Annotated in this window: 16 protein-coding genes; 7 read left to right on the top strand and 9 right to left on the bottom strand. The window is 34.3% G+C overall.

Annotation, left to right across the window (positions count from 1 at the left end):
• Nucleotides 1-65 precede the first annotated feature (65 nt).
• A complete protein-coding gene (locus tag Nisw_RS03225; RefSeq protein ID WP_185736661.1) occupies nt 66-1,646 on the top strand; it encodes a radical SAM protein in 1,581 nt (526 codons plus the stop codon).
• Here Nisw_RS03225 and Nisw_RS03230 read toward each other — a convergent pair.
• Genes Nisw_RS03230 through Nisw_RS03240 form a run of 3 tightly spaced genes read right to left on the bottom strand, consistent with a single transcriptional unit; the run spans nt 1,641 to nt 6,215 of the window.
• Nucleotides 1,641-1,964: a hypothetical protein gene (locus Nisw_RS03230; RefSeq protein ID WP_141976473.1), complete on the bottom strand. Its 324-nt coding sequence runs from the start codon at nt 1,962-1,964 to the stop codon at nt 1,641-1,643. The two genes, Nisw_RS03225 and Nisw_RS03230, sit on opposite strands and share 6 nt — an antisense overlap.
• A gap of 50 nt (nt 1,965-2,014) precedes the next feature.
• On the bottom strand, nt 2,015-2,977 hold the full coding sequence (locus Nisw_RS03235) for a CFI-box-CTERM domain-containing protein (RefSeq protein WP_141976475.1): 963 nt from the start codon (nt 2,975-2,977) through the stop codon (nt 2,015-2,017).
• A gap of 55 nt (nt 2,978-3,032) precedes the next feature.
• Nucleotides 3,033-6,215, bottom strand: a complete 3,183-nt coding sequence (locus Nisw_RS03240) for a peptidase (protein WP_141976477.1) — start codon at nt 6,213-6,215, stop codon at nt 3,033-3,035.
• 94 nt (nt 6,216-6,309) lie between these two features.
• Here Nisw_RS03240 and Nisw_RS03245 point away from each other — a divergent pair, with 94 nt between their 5' ends.
• A complete protein-coding gene (locus tag Nisw_RS03245) occupies nt 6,310-7,662 on the top strand; it encodes a cation diffusion facilitator family transporter (protein WP_141976479.1) in 1,353 nt (450 codons plus the stop codon).
• On the opposite strand, the gene Nisw_RS03250 is transcribed toward Nisw_RS03245, so the two are convergent.
• Together Nisw_RS03250 and Nisw_RS03255 are read right to left on the bottom strand one after the other, a co-directional pair.
• Nucleotides 7,659-8,837, bottom strand: coding sequence for a ZIP family metal transporter (locus tag Nisw_RS03250; protein WP_141976481.1), 1,179 nt, complete (start codon nt 8,835-8,837; stop codon nt 7,659-7,661). The genes Nisw_RS03245 and Nisw_RS03250 overlap by 4 nt on opposite strands.
• Complete coding sequence (locus tag Nisw_RS03255; RefSeq protein ID WP_141978472.1) at nt 8,827-9,855, bottom strand: multicopper oxidase domain-containing protein; 1,029 nt, start codon at nt 9,853-9,855, stop codon at nt 8,827-8,829. The genes Nisw_RS03250 and Nisw_RS03255 overlap by 11 nt, the downstream gene beginning before the upstream one ends.
• Nucleotides 9,856-10,014: 159 nt before the next feature.
• Between Nisw_RS03255 and Nisw_RS03260 the strand changes: the two genes are divergently transcribed.
• Nucleotides 10,015-10,518: a hypothetical protein gene (locus Nisw_RS03260; RefSeq protein ID WP_141976482.1), complete on the top strand. Its 504-nt coding sequence runs from the start codon at nt 10,015-10,017 to the stop codon at nt 10,516-10,518.
• Here Nisw_RS03260 and Nisw_RS03265 read toward each other — a convergent pair.
• Nucleotides 10,510-10,818: a hypothetical protein gene (locus Nisw_RS03265; protein WP_141976484.1), complete on the bottom strand. Its 309-nt coding sequence runs from the start codon at nt 10,816-10,818 to the stop codon at nt 10,510-10,512. The genes Nisw_RS03260 and Nisw_RS03265 overlap by 9 nt on opposite strands.
• Nucleotides 10,819-10,898: 80 nt before the next feature.
• On the opposite strand from Nisw_RS03265, the gene Nisw_RS09110 reads away from it, so the two are divergent.
• The 4 genes from Nisw_RS09110 (at nt 10,899) to glmS (ending at nt 14,152) form a co-directional block, all read left to right on the top strand.
• A complete protein-coding gene (locus Nisw_RS09110; protein ID WP_185736662.1) occupies nt 10,899-11,051 on the top strand; it encodes a hypothetical protein in 153 nt (50 codons plus the stop codon).
• A 108-nt stretch (nt 11,052-11,159) separates the two neighbouring features.
• Nucleotides 11,160-11,726, top strand: a complete 567-nt coding sequence (locus tag Nisw_RS03270; RefSeq protein WP_141976486.1) for a 30S ribosomal protein S13 — start codon at nt 11,160-11,162, stop codon at nt 11,724-11,726.
• A gap of 9 nt (nt 11,727-11,735) precedes the next feature.
• Nucleotides 11,736-12,341, top strand: a complete 606-nt coding sequence (locus tag Nisw_RS03275) for a 30S ribosomal protein S4 (protein ID WP_141976487.1) — start codon at nt 11,736-11,738, stop codon at nt 12,339-12,341.
• A gap of 50 nt (nt 12,342-12,391) precedes the next feature.
• Nucleotides 12,392-14,152, top strand: a complete 1,761-nt coding sequence (gene glmS, locus Nisw_RS03280) for a glutamine--fructose-6-phosphate transaminase (isomerizing) (protein ID WP_141976489.1) — start codon at nt 12,392-12,394, stop codon at nt 14,150-14,152.
• On the opposite strand, the gene cobT is transcribed toward glmS, so the two are convergent.
• From cobT to Nisw_RS03295, 3 genes are read right to left on the bottom strand one after another with little or no spacing between them, the layout of a single operon-like run.
• Nucleotides 14,145-15,203, bottom strand: coding sequence for a nicotinate mononucleotide-dependent phosphoribosyltransferase CobT (cobT, locus tag Nisw_RS03285; protein WP_141976491.1), 1,059 nt, complete (start codon nt 15,201-15,203; stop codon nt 14,145-14,147). The two genes, glmS and cobT, sit on opposite strands and share 8 nt — an antisense overlap.
• Before the next feature lie 7 nt (nt 15,204-15,210).
• The gene (locus Nisw_RS03290) at nt 15,211-15,819 is read right to left on the bottom strand and encodes an MBL fold metallo-hydrolase (RefSeq protein WP_141976493.1); all 609 of its coding nucleotides are present in this window, start codon (nt 15,817-15,819) and stop codon (nt 15,211-15,213) included.
• On the bottom strand, nt 15,816-16,463 hold the full coding sequence (locus tag Nisw_RS03295; RefSeq protein WP_141976495.1) for an NAD(P)H-hydrate epimerase: 648 nt from the start codon (nt 16,461-16,463) through the stop codon (nt 15,816-15,818). The genes Nisw_RS03290 and Nisw_RS03295 overlap by 4 nt, the downstream gene beginning before the upstream one ends.
• Nucleotides 16,464-16,499 lie beyond the last annotated feature (36 nt).

Genomic DNA, 16,499 nt, shown 5'->3' on the forward strand with positions numbered 1-16,499 from the left:
ATACAATTCAAGAGGCAAATTAACCTCGTAAATGATATATAACATAGTTAAACGAAATGTGATAGTTGGCTGGCAAACGTGTTGTACTTACTGCTGATCGTAGTTTAATGACAAATTATAGAGGAAATTTTCTTTATGGATTTATTGCATGTGGACCATATGAGGTTCTTCCTGAATGGGTTTTTGATAAGGTATTTTGTCCATCAGTTGAGACAGACCCAATCACAGGAGAGGCAAAGGTTGCACAAATTGGATTAAGAAGAATTGAAAGTTCATTGATTCAAGGTGGTTATAAGAGAGAAGACGTGTTCATCGGACATCCAGACATGTTACACAAATCAATTGGACCAGATACCAAAGTTGTAGGTATCAACGTAATGGATCCATTAGGAATGGCACCAGTTACTACAACAATGTCACCAGAAAAATTGTCATATGTTGCAATGAAATTTAAAAAAATGTGTGCAAGTATTATCCAACTCAAAAAGAAATATGATTTTAAAGTTGTTGTTGGTGGAAATGGAGCATGGGAATTAGCAAAATCAGATAGAATGAAAATTCATGGAATTGACACAGTAGTAGTTGGCGAAGCAGATGAACTAGCAGTTGATCTATTCCAAGATTTAGAGAAAAATGACGCACCAGAATTAATGCATTGTTTTGTAAGAAACCTTGAAAACATTCCAGTTATCGAAGGACCTACAATCAATTCTTTGATCGAGGCGATGAGAGGATGTGGAAGAGGTTGTGACTTTTGTGATGTAAATAAAAGATCAAAAAAAGATCTTCCTATAGAAAGACTACAACATGAGGCAAAAACCAATTTAGATTACGGTTTTGATTCAATTTGGTTACATTCTGATGAAATGTTACTTTATGGATGTGACAATAGAGACTTTGTTCCAAACAGAGATGCAATTACAGATTTGTGGAAGTCATTAAAAGGACTTGGTGCAAACTTTATTGGAACAACACATATGACATTTTCTGCAGTTGCAGCAGATCCTACATTGATGCAACAAATTTCACACATTAACGGTCAAGATAAATCAGGAAGATGGCTTGCAACTAATTTAGGAATTGAAACAGTTGCACCAGACATGGTAAAGAAACATCTTGGTGTAAAAACAAGACCATTTTCAACAGAAGAGTGGGGTAGTGTAGTTAGAGAAGGCGCAAAAATTCTTAATGAAAATCACTGGTTCCCAGCTGCTACAATCATTATTGGTTGGCCAGATGAAACACCAGATGATATTCAATATACGATTGATATGATGAGTGACTTTAGAGAGATGGACTTTAGAGGATTGGTAGCCCCATTGTTGTATCAAGATTTTAGTGAAAAGAATTCAATGCATTTTGGAAACTTGAATGAGGCTCAATTTACTCTGTTTTGGAAGTGTTGGGAGAATAATCTACGAGTAATCAATGATATTATTCCAATTATTCTTAGAAACAAGACATATGGTCCACCAATGAAAGTTTTCATGTACGGAATTTTGAAAGCAGGAACTTGGGCAATTATGAGGTATCTAAGAGGATTGTGTAAAGATCTCTTTAATGGAAGAACCCCTGATGAAATAATTGACAAATATGCCAGAAGTAGATCAGTATCTGCTCCTAAAATTCAAACAAAGAAACTATAGTTTTTCTAGTGCTACATCTGCAATAGTATTTCTTTTCGGTGTTAAAGAAACAAAGTAAACTTTGTCTGCCCTTTCAATATTATCTACTTTTTTGTAAGATTTTGAGTGAACATCAAATTCATAGATTCCAGGTTCCAATGAACCTTTTACATATAACATCAGATATGTTTCCCCAGTAGAAGGACTAAGTGGAATAAAGGACATCACATGATCCTTGTAAGAGTTAATCGGAATAGTGTTCTTCATTGGAGGTGCAGCTGATGCCAAATACATGAAAATATCTTCAATTGAATCAAATTCTTCATATTCAATATGCATGAAATAAGATAAAGTGCTTCAGTATAATAACCTAGAGTAATTCTAGAAGATTATTTTCTAGATTTTAGAGATTTGTGAACTTTGAATCCAATTAATGCAGGTGCTGCAATATACATTGCCAAGTTAAGTGCAATAACAGAAATTCCTAATCCTAAAACTTCAACTTCTGAACCATCATCAGCCAATGTCATGATAGACAGTGTTGAAATCATTGGTGTGATGAATGCTCTAACTGCTTCTTGGAACATTGGGTTCTCTCTTTCCCAATCAGCAATTGTTGGGGAGAATGAATAGTATAATTGGTTAAATCCAGTCATAAATGATGCACCAGATGCAGTATTCATTACAGTATTATCTCTAATTTCTCTTAAGAATTGAACTTGTGGTGCCAATTCAGTTCCATATGCGGCAGTTGCAATAAGACATCCACCACCACTTGACTCTGGCTCATCAGTTTTGATTACTTGACACATTCCGTTTACTAATTCTGTTCCAGGTCCACATGTTGGTTCTGGTTCTGGCTCAGGTTCTGGCTCAGGTTCTGGCTCAGGTTCTGGCTCTGGCTCAGGTTCTGGTGTTGGTTCTGGTGTTGGTTCTGGTGTTGGTTCTGGTGTGGGAGTAGATTTTCCACCAGTATATTCTACAGAAACATCACCTTTAGTTGGACCATAGTAAAATTCGATTGTGTAATCTCCAGAACTTTTCCACAGAGGACCACCTGCGATTAAAGTGGTAGTAAATGAACCATCAGAATTAACAGCATTTACAAGTTGATTTACGTATACAATACTATTATCAGGAGATACGATTTTTAGAACAAGTCCATTTCCTGAATCTTCATAATCTACAATTGTACCAGATAATGCAATAGTTCCACCATTAGCAACAGTACTAGATGCAGTTGAAACATCAATGTAAGAATTGGCTGCAAAAGCAGGACCTGTCATTCCAAAAGTCATAATTGAGACAGCTAATAATGTAAATGCATAGATACTTGCAGACCTCATTTTCATTTTGATTCATGGGTTGTGAGTATTTATGTATTTGATGAAAGAAAAATTGACCAGATTATATTCGAATTATACCTTTTTTGACCAAGTATTGGATTGACTTTAGGAATTCACCTTCTGGAATTTGATCGTCTGTCCACCACTTTGCAGTGTTTTTGATCCAATCAGGGATTTCTTGTTTTGCTGAACTTCTTTCTGAGGGTTCAATAGAAATTACACCAGTTTCAATCAGATGTTCTATTCCATCGATAAATTCGCCATCAGAGATATTGTCAGAAGACCACCAACGTGCATTATTTTTTACCCAATCAGGAACATTTTCAGAAACTACATCAAAAGAAAGAATTCCAATGTTTTTCCCATCATAGGAAAGATAAACAAAGTATGTTCCAGGCAAAGTGTTTGCATGAACAGTAAACATAGAACGATAACCTCCACTATTACTCAGAGATGCAGCAAAGTTTTGTTTTGTACCATCAGGATTTGTTAGTTCTATTGATAATGGAATACCTCGTTTATGATTTTCAATACTTCCTGTCAAAATGATTTCTTTAGAACCAATTATTGGAATTGTCACTTTTTCTGAGCTTAATTTAGCAGGAACATAATATGATACAGAAGATTTTGAATCAAGTAAACTGAAAATATTTGCATTTCCAGAAGCATCACGAGAATCATAATAACGAACATCAAGACTTCCACCAGAAGTGTAGATTAGTTTTGAGCCTGTTTTATCACAAATCTGAGATGGCATTTTGAAGACTCCTGTAAAAATTCCTGTACCAGGTCCTGTTTCTATAAGTGTAAATCCAGTAGAAGCCAAACCTCCATGTTCAACTCCATTTATAGTGCATCGTTTGTAACGAACATCTTTGATTTTTATCTCTAACAAAATTTCTCCATCTTTTCCTATAGTATCTACATTGTCAGAGTTAGGATCATTGATCACTTGATAAATTTCAACTGTGTCACTTTTCAAATTAAGATCAGAATCACTTAGGGTAATTGTCACAGGTTGACCAAATCGAAATGTTGTTGAAGTTGTAGAAACTTTTCCAGAGTTTGTTGCAACATCAGTTTTACTTGTTGTTGTAGTTGTTACCCCAACAGAATCTAAATCAGCATAAGATATTGCAACTCCTTCTTCATCAATTAATCTATCAGTAATGATAATTTTTATTTCATCATCAATTGTTTGTGCAATTCGAATAAAATCAGGATCAAGAATGTTTAATTGATTTGTAACTGCATATTCAAAAGTACCTTCAAAAATAGATGAGTTATCTTGAGTCTCTTCTAATTCAAAACGATAAATAGAATTGTTTATACTATCACTGTTTTCCAATCCAAATGAAAAGAAGTCAAAAACGATTGGAAGTTTATTTGATTCATTAGAAACTTTAACTGTATCAGAAGAATCAAAATCAATTATTAGAAATACACTACCAGTTTTAGTCTTAATATCCTCTACATCATTATTATCAATTTGAATAAATCCTTGAGATGAAGACACATCACCATCATCAGCAATTACAATTTGAGGAGTGGAATCACGAGAACCAAATGCAAGAGCAAATGTGGTACTACTAAAATCAGAAATTTCTAGTTCATTTTCAAGGGATCTTAAATCATAATTGATCCAATTTGTACCTTCAACGTTAGATTCTGAAGAATCAAGAAGAGATGATGCTAAAGATGAGGCAGAAATACCTAGATTAATTGAAATCATCTCATAGGAAGCATTTGAAACATTTGAGGTATCAATTAGTAAGATGTCAGAATTTGAGTCAGGAACAGAAGATTTGGAATCATCACCTCCAGATAGAGAAGGAGATAATGAGTGAAATTCAACGCTATGTGCATGCTCTAATGTGATAGGATTTCCAATGGTGATTGTAGGAATAATTGCAGAATCCCTAAAGACATCAAGATCATCTCTAGCACCAGTGTTCAAGTTTTGATCAGGATCAATCAATAGTATTGGATATTCAGTACCAGGTCTAAGAGAACCACCAGTTCCAATTGTTAGAACAGGATCTCCATCAAAAGACACAGAAGCAGTGGAGGATCCGGTAACAACAGAGATAGATTCTTTATTGTATGTTATTTGTCCAGTTTGTCCTCTAGGTGCGTTATCCAAAATACCAATTATAGATTGATCATTTGAATCAGAGCTAGAGAAAACTCCAGAGTTTGGTTCTTGTTCAGTTAAAGTAACTATGTTGGAGTAAGTGTTTGGAACTGCATCAGATACTGATAGATGGGGTTGATCATTATTTGTTTTTAATTCCATAATATTACCAAGATTTAGAGATAATTTTCCATTATCTTCAAATCCCAAATTTGAAAGATGAGGAATCAGATTGACTAACCCTGCATTTCCATTTGCATCGTTATTACCAGAATTATCAAATGCTTGGTAAAATGTACTTGAAGTTGAATTAATATTAAATGTCCAAGAATCTTCATCAGTTGGATCTTGATTTAATTGAATATCATTAAGAGTCAGAAAAACTTCAGAATTTTCAGGATAAAGTTCCCTATCAAGTTCTAAAGAAATATTTTGAATTTCATCATAATCAAGATATACTTGTTGAGAAGGCCCACCAGGGTTGTATTGTATTGTTACATCATCAAAAGAATAAAGTTGGATTAATGGCCATGCATCAGCATCTAATCCAATTTGCCCAGAGGGGATATTGGAGTTTGTGTTGATAGATTTTGCATTTCTAACGACATTATTATGATTAGAAGTGTTTGTAGGACTAGAAGTGCATTGAGAGAAAGATGAATCACCATTAGTAGAACCAGAAACAGAATCAGGCCTAGGAATTGCAAAACCATCAGTTTCACTAAGAGAAATTCCAAAAACAGATGTTGCAGTATCACGGCTGCAAAACTCCCCAAAGTCTAATCCTTTTCCTGCTAAACCAACAGTTGCATCAGCAATTTTTGCCTTGTCAACATTTGCAAAATAAGCATACCAATTTCCATCTGTTGCTTGTACCATACGAAGGGTTTTTCCATTGAGGGTAACATCAGGTTCACCTTTTCCTTCGTCAGTATCAGAAATATTGGAATCACGGATAACTACTTCAATTACCATAGAACCTGCAAAAACATTACCAAATTCTGAATTTTCAGCAGATACGGATAGATTAGGATTTGAGGCATGAGCATCCATTAACGGGATAAGCATAATTGAGAAAAAGATTAGCAAAAATAACCAATTTTTGTCCAATATTGAAAATGAGGTCTCTTTCCAAATAACGTTATCGCACGATTCATCCTTAGAAACTTGTAATACATGATAGAAATTATTAGAAAATAAGAAAATGTTTGTACAAAGAACCAAGGTTTTACAGATTTCGCTTTTAGCGATTTTTTCGGCATTTTTGGTAGAGTTAATTTTTGGTCTTGTTTCAAATAGTTTGGCACTAATTACAGACAGTATTCATGCATTACTAGATAGTGTAGTAACTTTGGTATTACTCTTAGCTGCTAGAATGGCAATAAAACCACCAGATGCAGAACATACCTACGGTCATGGAAAAATTGAATCATTAGGAGGGCTAATTGGAGGAATTGCAATTTTTCTGATTGCATGCTTTTTCATTTATGAGTCCATTAACAGAATACAAAGTCCTCCACCAAACATATTGCCTGGAATATTTGCAATAATTGGCGGATTATACACAATAGGAATTGATATTTTTAGAATAATTCTTTTGAGAAGATCAATTCAAAGAATTGGCGGAACGACTCTCAAAGCAGATTTTTATCATGCATTCATGGATCTTGGTTCAACACTAGTAGCAATTATTGGAATTGTTTTAGCATCTTACGGCGTGTATCAAGGTGACTTTGTTGCAGCATTGATTTTAGGAGGTTTGTTAGCAGCACTTAGTGTTAAACTGGTTTACAAAACAGCTCTTGATTTGACAGATATTATTTCACCAGATCTTGTCAAAAATGTAAGAGGTATTGCTGAATCAACAGAAGGGGTAATTGGTGCAGACTCGGTATTAATGAGACGTTCTGGAGATACAATTTTTGCAGATGTTACAATATCATTAAGAGGAGACACCAGTTTTGATAGAGCACATGAGATAAGCAATAATGTTGAGAAAAATATCAAAAATGAAATTCCAAATGCTTCAATTACAATTCATTTTGAGCCGGATTGGGAAGATGTTCCTTTAGATGCAAAAATTCTAGATATTGCCAAAAGTGTAGAAGGAGTAAAAGGAGTACATAATGTTAGTACACATAAAACCAAAGGAAAGACATTTTCTAACTTGCATGTGATGGTCGACAGAGAGAAAAATCTATCATCAGCTCACAAAATTTCAGAAGTTATAGAACAAAGAATTCGAGAAAACATTCCTGAAATAGAGCATGCCACAATTCACCTAGAGCCATTTGTTACAATGCCAGAAAATTTTAATCTAGAAGATAAGGTCACTGAAGAAAAGATCAAGAGGATTTTGGAAAAATATCCTGAAATTAAAAAAATTGGAAGAATTGTATCTTTGAATTTTGAGAACATACTCAAAATTGACATTGATTGTTCATTTGACAAAGAATCATCAATTGAAAAAGTTCATGATTTGACATCAGAAATAGAACATATCATAAGAGCAGAAATTAAAAATTCAGTAATTACGATTCATCCAGAACCAAACTAAACCAAAATACTTGTCAAATACATTACAAGCATTCCTACAGCAAATCCAGATGCGACAGATGCACTAGATAGGTTTCTGTCACCTTCTTCTCTTAACCATTTCATCAATACCACAATTACTTGAAAGATAGCACCGGCCCCTATTGCCAGAAATATCACAGAAGTGAATGGGGAATAAACAAAGCCTCCAATCCAAGCACCAAAAATTGCAGGAGCTCCTGCAATCATTCCCATAGCAGCAAGTTTTCCAATCATCAATTTACCCCTAGACATAGGTGCAGCAATTGCAATTCCTTCAGTAGTATTATGAAGTGCAAATCCAACAATCAAAAATGTACTAAATGCAATGGAGCCCATGCCTACTGCAGCCCCTATTGCCAGTCCTTCACCAAAATTATGCAATCCAATTCCAATAGAAATCATCAAAGCTATCGCAACGGGTTTTGCAAGTTTTGAGGAATTTGCCCTTTGGACTAATTTTTCGCCAGAATAATAGAGTCCTAAGAAAGAAAGAACAACAGCAGTTGCAACTAACAATGATCCATTAAAACTTCCAGCTAAACTTTCGTCAGAAACTTCAATTGCTTCTTCTATAGAATCAAAAGCTAAGAAGAGTAGCAATCCAGCAGTTAATGCCAAAAAGAAATGATATTTTGATTTACTAATTTTTTTGATAAAAGGTAGCCAAAGAAGGCCAATCATAACAGGAATTATTCCAACATACGTTCCAATAATTGCAAAAAATACTGCAAGATCTAAAGTGGGTTGTAATGCAGGTGCAGCAGCTTCAATCTCTTTTTCAAATCTAGTTCCATCACCAACAGTAATTCCAATAATGTATGGTTCTGCTTCATTCCATTCAAATGGAATTCTAACAAGTGCTGCCTCATATCGTTCTAGAAATCCATCAGGTTCTACAGCTGCAGGATGAATCCTATCATTAACATCAGCCATTACAACTTCAACAGGAATAGGGCCAGTATTCCTCACAGTTGCTTGAATTTCAGAATCAACAAAATCTATCTTTTCAATAGTTATTTCGGGTAATGGGATTCCGAAATCAAGCAAGTCAGATCCAGGTCCAAAAATATAGGCCATCATGATAATGACAAAAGCAAAAGGAATGATTCCACTTGCGATTACTTTTACTCTAGATGTGTTATTGTTAAGTTCCATAGTCTAGTTCCTGAGAATTATTTGGATTGTCTTGTACAAGGAAAATTCCAACCCATCCCTTTTCAGAAAATTCTACTTTATGTGCGTGAAACAGATATTTTCCAGGATATTCATACTCAAATTCCATGATTCCACGCTCAGTTTGAGATAAAGTTATCATATCAGTGTAAAATGATGGAACTACGTCAGTTCCTGTTGGATAGTATTTGTACAGATTTCCATGTAAGTGTAGATTGTTTATAGGATCAAATTCCACCATATTAACAACGTAAACTCGAATTAATTCATGAGTGTTGATTTGAATTGGATGGTGTTGATAATAGAATGGAATAGTGTTAGCTGCATAGAAATTATTTTCAGTATCAAAATCAGTATCAAGACCATTTAGAACCATAACCATTTCATCAGCTGGTGCGCGACCTTCTTTTGGATCTACAATAAAGACACCATACAAACCGTGTACAATGTGTTCTTCAAGAGGCATAACATGGCAGTGATAAGGATGTACACCTACAGGGCCTGCCTCAAATTCATAAACAAATTGTCCACCATTTCCACCTACAGGTTCAAAGACACCATCCATTCCTGCAGGATGTATTCCATGAAAATGCATAGTGTGTTCCTTTGAACCATTATTGATAAAGTGAATTCTAAGAAGATCTCCTTCAGTTGCTCTTATTGTTGGCCCAGGAACAGTTCCATTAAAGGTCCAAACATTGTAAAATACACCTGGAGAAATTTCTTGTATTTTATCATCTTCTGCAATTATGGTATATTCTCTAATGGTTTGACCAGTTTCAGAAGTAGACACTCGACCGTATTCAAAATTTCGTAAAAATTCATCAGGATCAAAGTCTACAGTTGAAACAGTGTAAAGCGGATCAATTACGTCACCAGAAGTTGTGATAACTGCACCTGAATGTGTGACAAATGTTTTTTGTTCTGATTGAGCTTCAGAAATTGTTGGAAATACTGCAATCAAAGAAAGCCCAACAGTAATTGAAACAAGCAAAATCATTGTATTTGAACGAGTAATTTTCATAAATCAACAAGGGAAATTCTTTATTTAAATTTAACCTAAGCTAACTTTTTTAGCCTAATCTAACTTTGTTAAATTGGGTTAAATTAGCAAATAAGGAAAAACTAGGTTTAAAGTAAAGAAAAAAAGTTCAAAATTATGCAAAAAGCTGGAATCATCCTAGTTGTTTCAGGGGCATTAATTGCAATAGGATTAATCTTACTTGCAGTTGGAAATCAAGTAATTCTAGATGGCGTATTTCAAGGAAATGGAAAAATTAGTTCAAACCAAGATTTGATCATCTCAGGAAAATTTAACTCAGAAGAATCATCCAGAGGTGTTTTTGCAGTACAAGTAATGGAGTTTAAGGAAAATAGAATTTCGGCTAAAATATTAGATCCGTTTGAAAATGAAATAGTTTCAAAAAATATAGATGATGAAACTATTGAAGAGGAATTTGATATTTTCGACACAGGAGAATACAAACTGATCATTCAAAGTGATTCTAGTGAAGAAACACAAGTGTTTGGTGCAATAGGACCACTTCCAGATGCAGGAAAAAAATCACTTAGTTTTGTTTCAGCATATATTTTGATAATCGGAATGGTTGGTTTGGTAGGTTCTGGAATTTACAGAATTAAAAGTAAGAAAAAATCAGTTTAGATAGCTATCCATTTTTTCAAGACCACTGATGGTTTGATCAAAATTATCACTGCTTTCAACAATACTACTAAGTTTGTCAGAATTTGCAGAAAGGGTAATTTCACCATCAGTGTTTTTTAGGATAAATCCATGTTCTATCAAATAAGACAATCTTTCTAAAACTTCAGATTCAGGAATGGAGGCTTGCTTAGCCAAAAAAGAACTTGTTTTTTCACCATCTTCTAATTCTGCCAAAATCGAAGAGGTTATTGGATCAAACATACAATCTACAACCTTTTCACGATCAAACGTTTCTGCCATTTCAATAGAAATGAAGATGGGGAAAGTTATAACTTTTCAAAATCCAATAAGATAATTAAGAAAAAAACCCACAAGAGACTATGCAAAAGCTTTGTGGAAATGACCCATCTGGAAAGGGAGAACATTGTTTCTGTATAGATATTGATGCCCAACGAGGTGTCAAAAAATGCTGTCAATGCAATCAATGGAACGTTCAAGGTAACGATTGGACAAAGGATGAAGACTTTAGATAATCAAAACGATCAAGCCTACATACAAGAATACAATGTAAAAACATCAAAATTCACTCAAAATAGTGCCTAGCATGGTTTTTATCGGGGTTTCTTTGAATTTTGGAATACTTGAGCACTCAAGAATATAGACACATTGTTAGGATTGTGGGTAATGATATCCCAGGAGAGAGAAAAATGCTCGTGGGGCTAACTCAGATCAAAGGTATCGGATATAATTTCGCTACAGCAATTCTTGATACATTAAAAATTGATTCAAATTCCAACATAGGCCATCTTACTGATGAAAATGTTCAAGCAATTGAGAAACTAATCTCAAATCCTGTTGAAGGTAATTTTCCAACATGGTTCCTTAACAGAAGAAAAGATATTGAAACTGGTAGCGATTTACATTTACTAACATCAGATATTCCATTCACATTAAGAAATGATATTGAAAGAGAGAGAATTACTGCAAGTTGGAGAGGTTATCGTCATCTCAGTGGTCTCAAAGTAAGAGGACAAAGAACAAGAACATCTGGAAGAAAAGGAGGAGCAGTTGGTGTTGCAAAAGGCGGCATGGCAGCTCCTGCAAAGAAATCATCTTCTGATGCTCCAGCAGCAGTCGCAGCCCCAACAGCAGCCGCAGCTCCAGCAGCAGAAGCACCAGCTCCAGCAGCAGAGGAGAAAAAAGAATAGGTGTTTTGAATGGGAGATCCAAAATATCCACGTAGAGTTTGGAGAAAACCAAAGAGACCTCTTAATTATGAATTAAAAATGGAAGAGTTGAAAACTCTTGGAACATTTGGATTAAGAACTAAAAGAGAATTATGGAAAGCACATACAGAATTATCTAGAGTAAGACAACAAGCAAGATCATTACTTTCCTTAAGACAAGAAGTCAGAGCAGAAAAAGAACCAGTTCTAATGAATTCTCTTGCAAGAATTGGATTAGTTAGTGGTGATGCAACATTAGATGATGTACTCAACCTGACTCCAAATGATTTGCTTTCAAGAAGATTACAAACTATTGTTACAAAAAAATTAGGATTCAAAACACCATATCAAGCAAGACAAGCAGTAATTCATGGTCACATTATGATTGGTGAAAGAAAAGTGGATATTCCATCATATACAGTTACAGTAGAGGAAGAAGATAGTATTCATTTTGCCCCAGAATCAAAAATTCCAGCAATGCTAGAAAAGACAAAAACAGAAACACCTGCTGAAACAACAACAGAAGACTCTGCTGAAGAGAAAGTTGAGGCTCCTGCTGAAGAGAAAAAAGATGAAAGTTCTTCAACAGAACAATAGAATAATTAGGCTTATCAGTAAATAACCCCCAATTATCAGGTAGAATAGTTATGTGTTCAATTATCGGTTATTACGGAAAAGGAGTCGCAGCCCCCATTATTGTGAAGGGTCTAAAGAGAATGGAATATCGAGGATATGATAGCGTGGGAGTTGCAACAGAATCAGAAAACCAAATTGAATTAAAAAAAGGAACAGGTAAAGTACAAGAAGTTAATTCAAAAGTGCAATTAGAGACACTTCCTGGAAAGATTGGAATTGGTCATACCAGATGGGCAACTCATGGAAAAGTAACGGATGCAAATGCACATCCACATCCTAGCAATTCAGGAAAAATTGCAATTGTACATAATGGAATCATAGAAAATTTTGAAGAATTGAAAAAACAACTAGAAGATGAAGGGTATGTTTTCAAAAGTGAAACTGACAGTGAAATTATTGCAAATTTACTTCAAAAGAATTTTGAACAAACAAACGATGTTAAAGAAACAATTCTAAAAACAGTTTCAGTGTTAAAAGGGCATTATGCATTTGTTGCAATGTTTGAAAACGAACAATTAGCAGCTGCAAGATTTCATGAACCACTAATTATAGGAGTAGGAGAAAGTGATTTCTTTTTGTCAAGTGATGTTTTAGGTTTTATCGAATATACAGATAATGCAATTTACATGGAAAATGGAACTTTTGTGATATTAGACAAAAACAAATTCGAAATTTTGGATTTTGATGGAGAGAAAACAGGGTATGGAGTTACCAAAGTTTCAAAAGAATTTGGAGATGCATACAAAGGAGATTATGCACATTTTACATTAAAAGAGATTTACGAGCAACCCGATACAATTTTGAAAGCAGGAGAAAAAACAATTTCCGATATTGAAAGGGCAACAGATTACATTAGACATTCAAAGAACATCTACATTACAGGAAGCGGGACTAGCTATAATTCAGCATTAATTGCAAAGCAAATTTTGTCAAAATATGTAAAAATCAAGGCGGAACCAATCATGTCGAGTGAACTACAATTTGCTCCAAACGCTATTGAAGAGAATTCCATTCTAATTGCAATATCGCAAAGTGGAGAAAGTGCAGATGTTTTAGAAGCAGTTAAAATTGCAAAAAATTCAAATTGTAAGATTATTGCGATTGTTAATCTATTAACATCATCACTTGCACGAGAAGCAGATGTTGTAATTGGTTTGAATTGTGGTCCAGAAATAGGTGTAGCAGCAACAAAAAGTTTCACATCACAACTTGTAATATTATACAAAATCGTACAGAAATTAAGTAACAATGACATAACAATTGATTTTGAAAATTTTTCAAAATCAATTTCAAAAACATTAGACAATCCAAAAAGCATTCAAGAAATTGCAAAAGAATTGAAAGATGTTTCAGATATTTACATTCTAGGACGTGGAATAAATTATCCAATTGCAACAGAATCAGCATTAAAACTCAAAGAATTGACATACATCCATGCAGAAGGAATCGCAGGAGGGGAATTAAAACACGGACCTCTTGCCCTAATGGATTCCAAAGTATTTGTAATAATTCTAAATCCAAATGATTCAACATATTCAGATACTCTTACTAGTGCAAGAGAAATCAAAGCTCGTGGTGCAAAAATCATCGGAGTGTCAGATGTGAAAAGTGATGTTTATGATTACTGGATAGAAATGCCAAAAATCAGCGAAGTGTTGTATCCAATTTCAGAGATAATTCCAATTCAATTGTTATCATATTATGCAGCACTAGAAAAAGATGCAGACCCTGATTATCCAAGAAATCTTGCAAAATCAGTCACAGTCAAGTAAACAATCTTTGATATTCTTTTTCAACTAAACTCAAGAAATGTTCAGAATTATTACCAGTTTTTAGCATTGAAGAAATAATACTACCACCAGCACCAACTCCTTCTTTTACAAATCCTTCAGAAAATGCCTTTAGACCAGAAAATTGGGAATTTTTCATGCCTGGATCTACAGAGATAACAGGAATGTCTGCAATATCATGAACCAATTCTTTGAAGTTTGCAGTCTTGTCATTTGTGATATAAGATGTAGTTCCAATTGCAGTGTTTTCTTCATTGAATCCAATTTTTGATGCAAATGCTAAAACTGCAGCCATCTGCGTTCCACCTGCCAACATTACTTTAGACACACTAGAAGCAGAGCTTAGCATTCCAGCAACAAAGGGAATCATAGGATCACCTATTTTTGCAACAATACTGTATGGATGTTCAGAATCAATTCTCTTAAGTGCAGAATTTACAATTTGATTTTTTAATTCAACAGGATTATCAGGTATGCTTGAACTAACCTTTGCATCATAATCTAATGCTTTTAACAATGCCAAAGCAGTAGTTGTTCCACCAGGGACACATTCGCCAATTATCAGACAATCGGTTAATGACGCTAAACTTCTTCCAATAATTTGTCCATATTCAACTGCATGAGAAACTACAGTGTCAGTCATTGCATCTTGAATTGATATATTTTTTCCAAAAGGCAGACCAGATTCAATAAACGGTAATTGAGGAGCAATTTTACTTCCAGCATTAATTGTTAAATGAGAAATACTTGCAGATTCTAGAGCAGTTTTAGTTAATACACCAGGAGTTGGTTTTCCATCAGGAGTCATTGGAATTTTATCAATAGTCTTACAATATCCATAATGAAGATATTCTGCATCAGCTGGAGGAGTAAATTGAATGGAATCCTTATCAGATCCAGCAAAAGTTATTCCAGGAATTTCAGAGGTTTCAGTATACGAAATAACAAATGAAAAAAGAAATCTACCGGATTTTACAGAATCAATGAAACTTTGAGCCAGATCAATATTTCCATGTAATTCAAAATCTTCCAAAAAATCACTAACCCATCATATCAAGAAACTGTTGTTCAGTCCTTTTTTGCATTACCATGTTTGTAATTTTTTCTTGCCCTATTGTAGATGTCTCTTTATGACCATAATTATGTCCAGGATATAGAACCAGATCATCATCTAATTGGTAAAGAACATCAAACAGACTATGATAGAGTTCTTTTGCACTGCCACCAGGCAAATCAATACGACCACAATTTCCAACAAATAAGGTATCACCTGAAAAAATTTTCCCATCACCTATCAAACAAATGCTATCTTTTGAATGACCAGGAGTGTGGAGAACTTTTAATTTTGAATTACCAAATTTAATAACATCCCCATCTTTTACAGCAACGTCATGTTTTAATTCTGAATTTTCATGTTGAATGATTGGAGCTTTGGTAGATTCTACCATTGCTTCATTTCCAAGAGTATGATCAAAGTGGTGATGAGTGTTAACAATGTATTTGATTTTCAAATTATTTTTTTTAATTATCATCTCTAACTCAATAAGATCCCATGATGGATCAATTATGATAGATTCACGAGTATCTTCATCCTCAACAATGTAACAGAAATTTTGCATGTTTCCAACTTGGATTTGATGAACTATCATAAAATTCCCTCCTCTGCTTCTGGTGGAATTCCAATTTTTTCTGCAAATAATTCACCTGTCAAATCTTTTCGTTTTGGAATTCCTTGTTTCATTTTGTGAAATGTTACAGTCATATTACATTTTGTGAAAATGTTTGCAGTTTCGCCTGTCTGAGGATCCAATCCAGATGGGACATCAACAGCAAATTTGTAACAATCAGTTTGATTGATATAATTAATTGCAGATGCATATGGTTCTCGTATTTCTCCAGAAATACCAGTACCTAAAATCCCATCAACGATTACATCAGGTTTAAAATTAAAATCAGTAGAACCACCGGTCATTAGTTTTACAGAAGGCATTTTTTTCAAAATAGACCAATTCCAATTACTCTCCTCAGTTTTGATATTTTCAGGATTTCCAAGAAGCATTACAGTAACTTTTGCACCATATCCAGCAAGATGTCTTGCCATAACTAATCCATCACCACCATTATTTCCCATTCCAGCAAAAATCAAGATATTTTTTGAATCTACGTTTCCAAGTTTTCCAACTAATCTTTTGACTGCAGCAGCACCTGCATTTTCCATCATGAATTTTTTTAAAAATCCCATATCATGACCTTTATTTTCAATATTGTACATTTGTTCAACAGTAATTTCCATAATTTACCTGAGAATCATATCCAAAATAAGAGCTTT

Origin of the sequence: Candidatus Nitrosopumilus sp. SW (assembly GCF_006740685.1) — an archaeon.
In the GTDB taxonomy this organism is placed as follows: domain Archaea; phylum Thermoproteota; class Nitrososphaeria; order Nitrososphaerales; family Nitrosopumilaceae; genus Nitrosopumilus.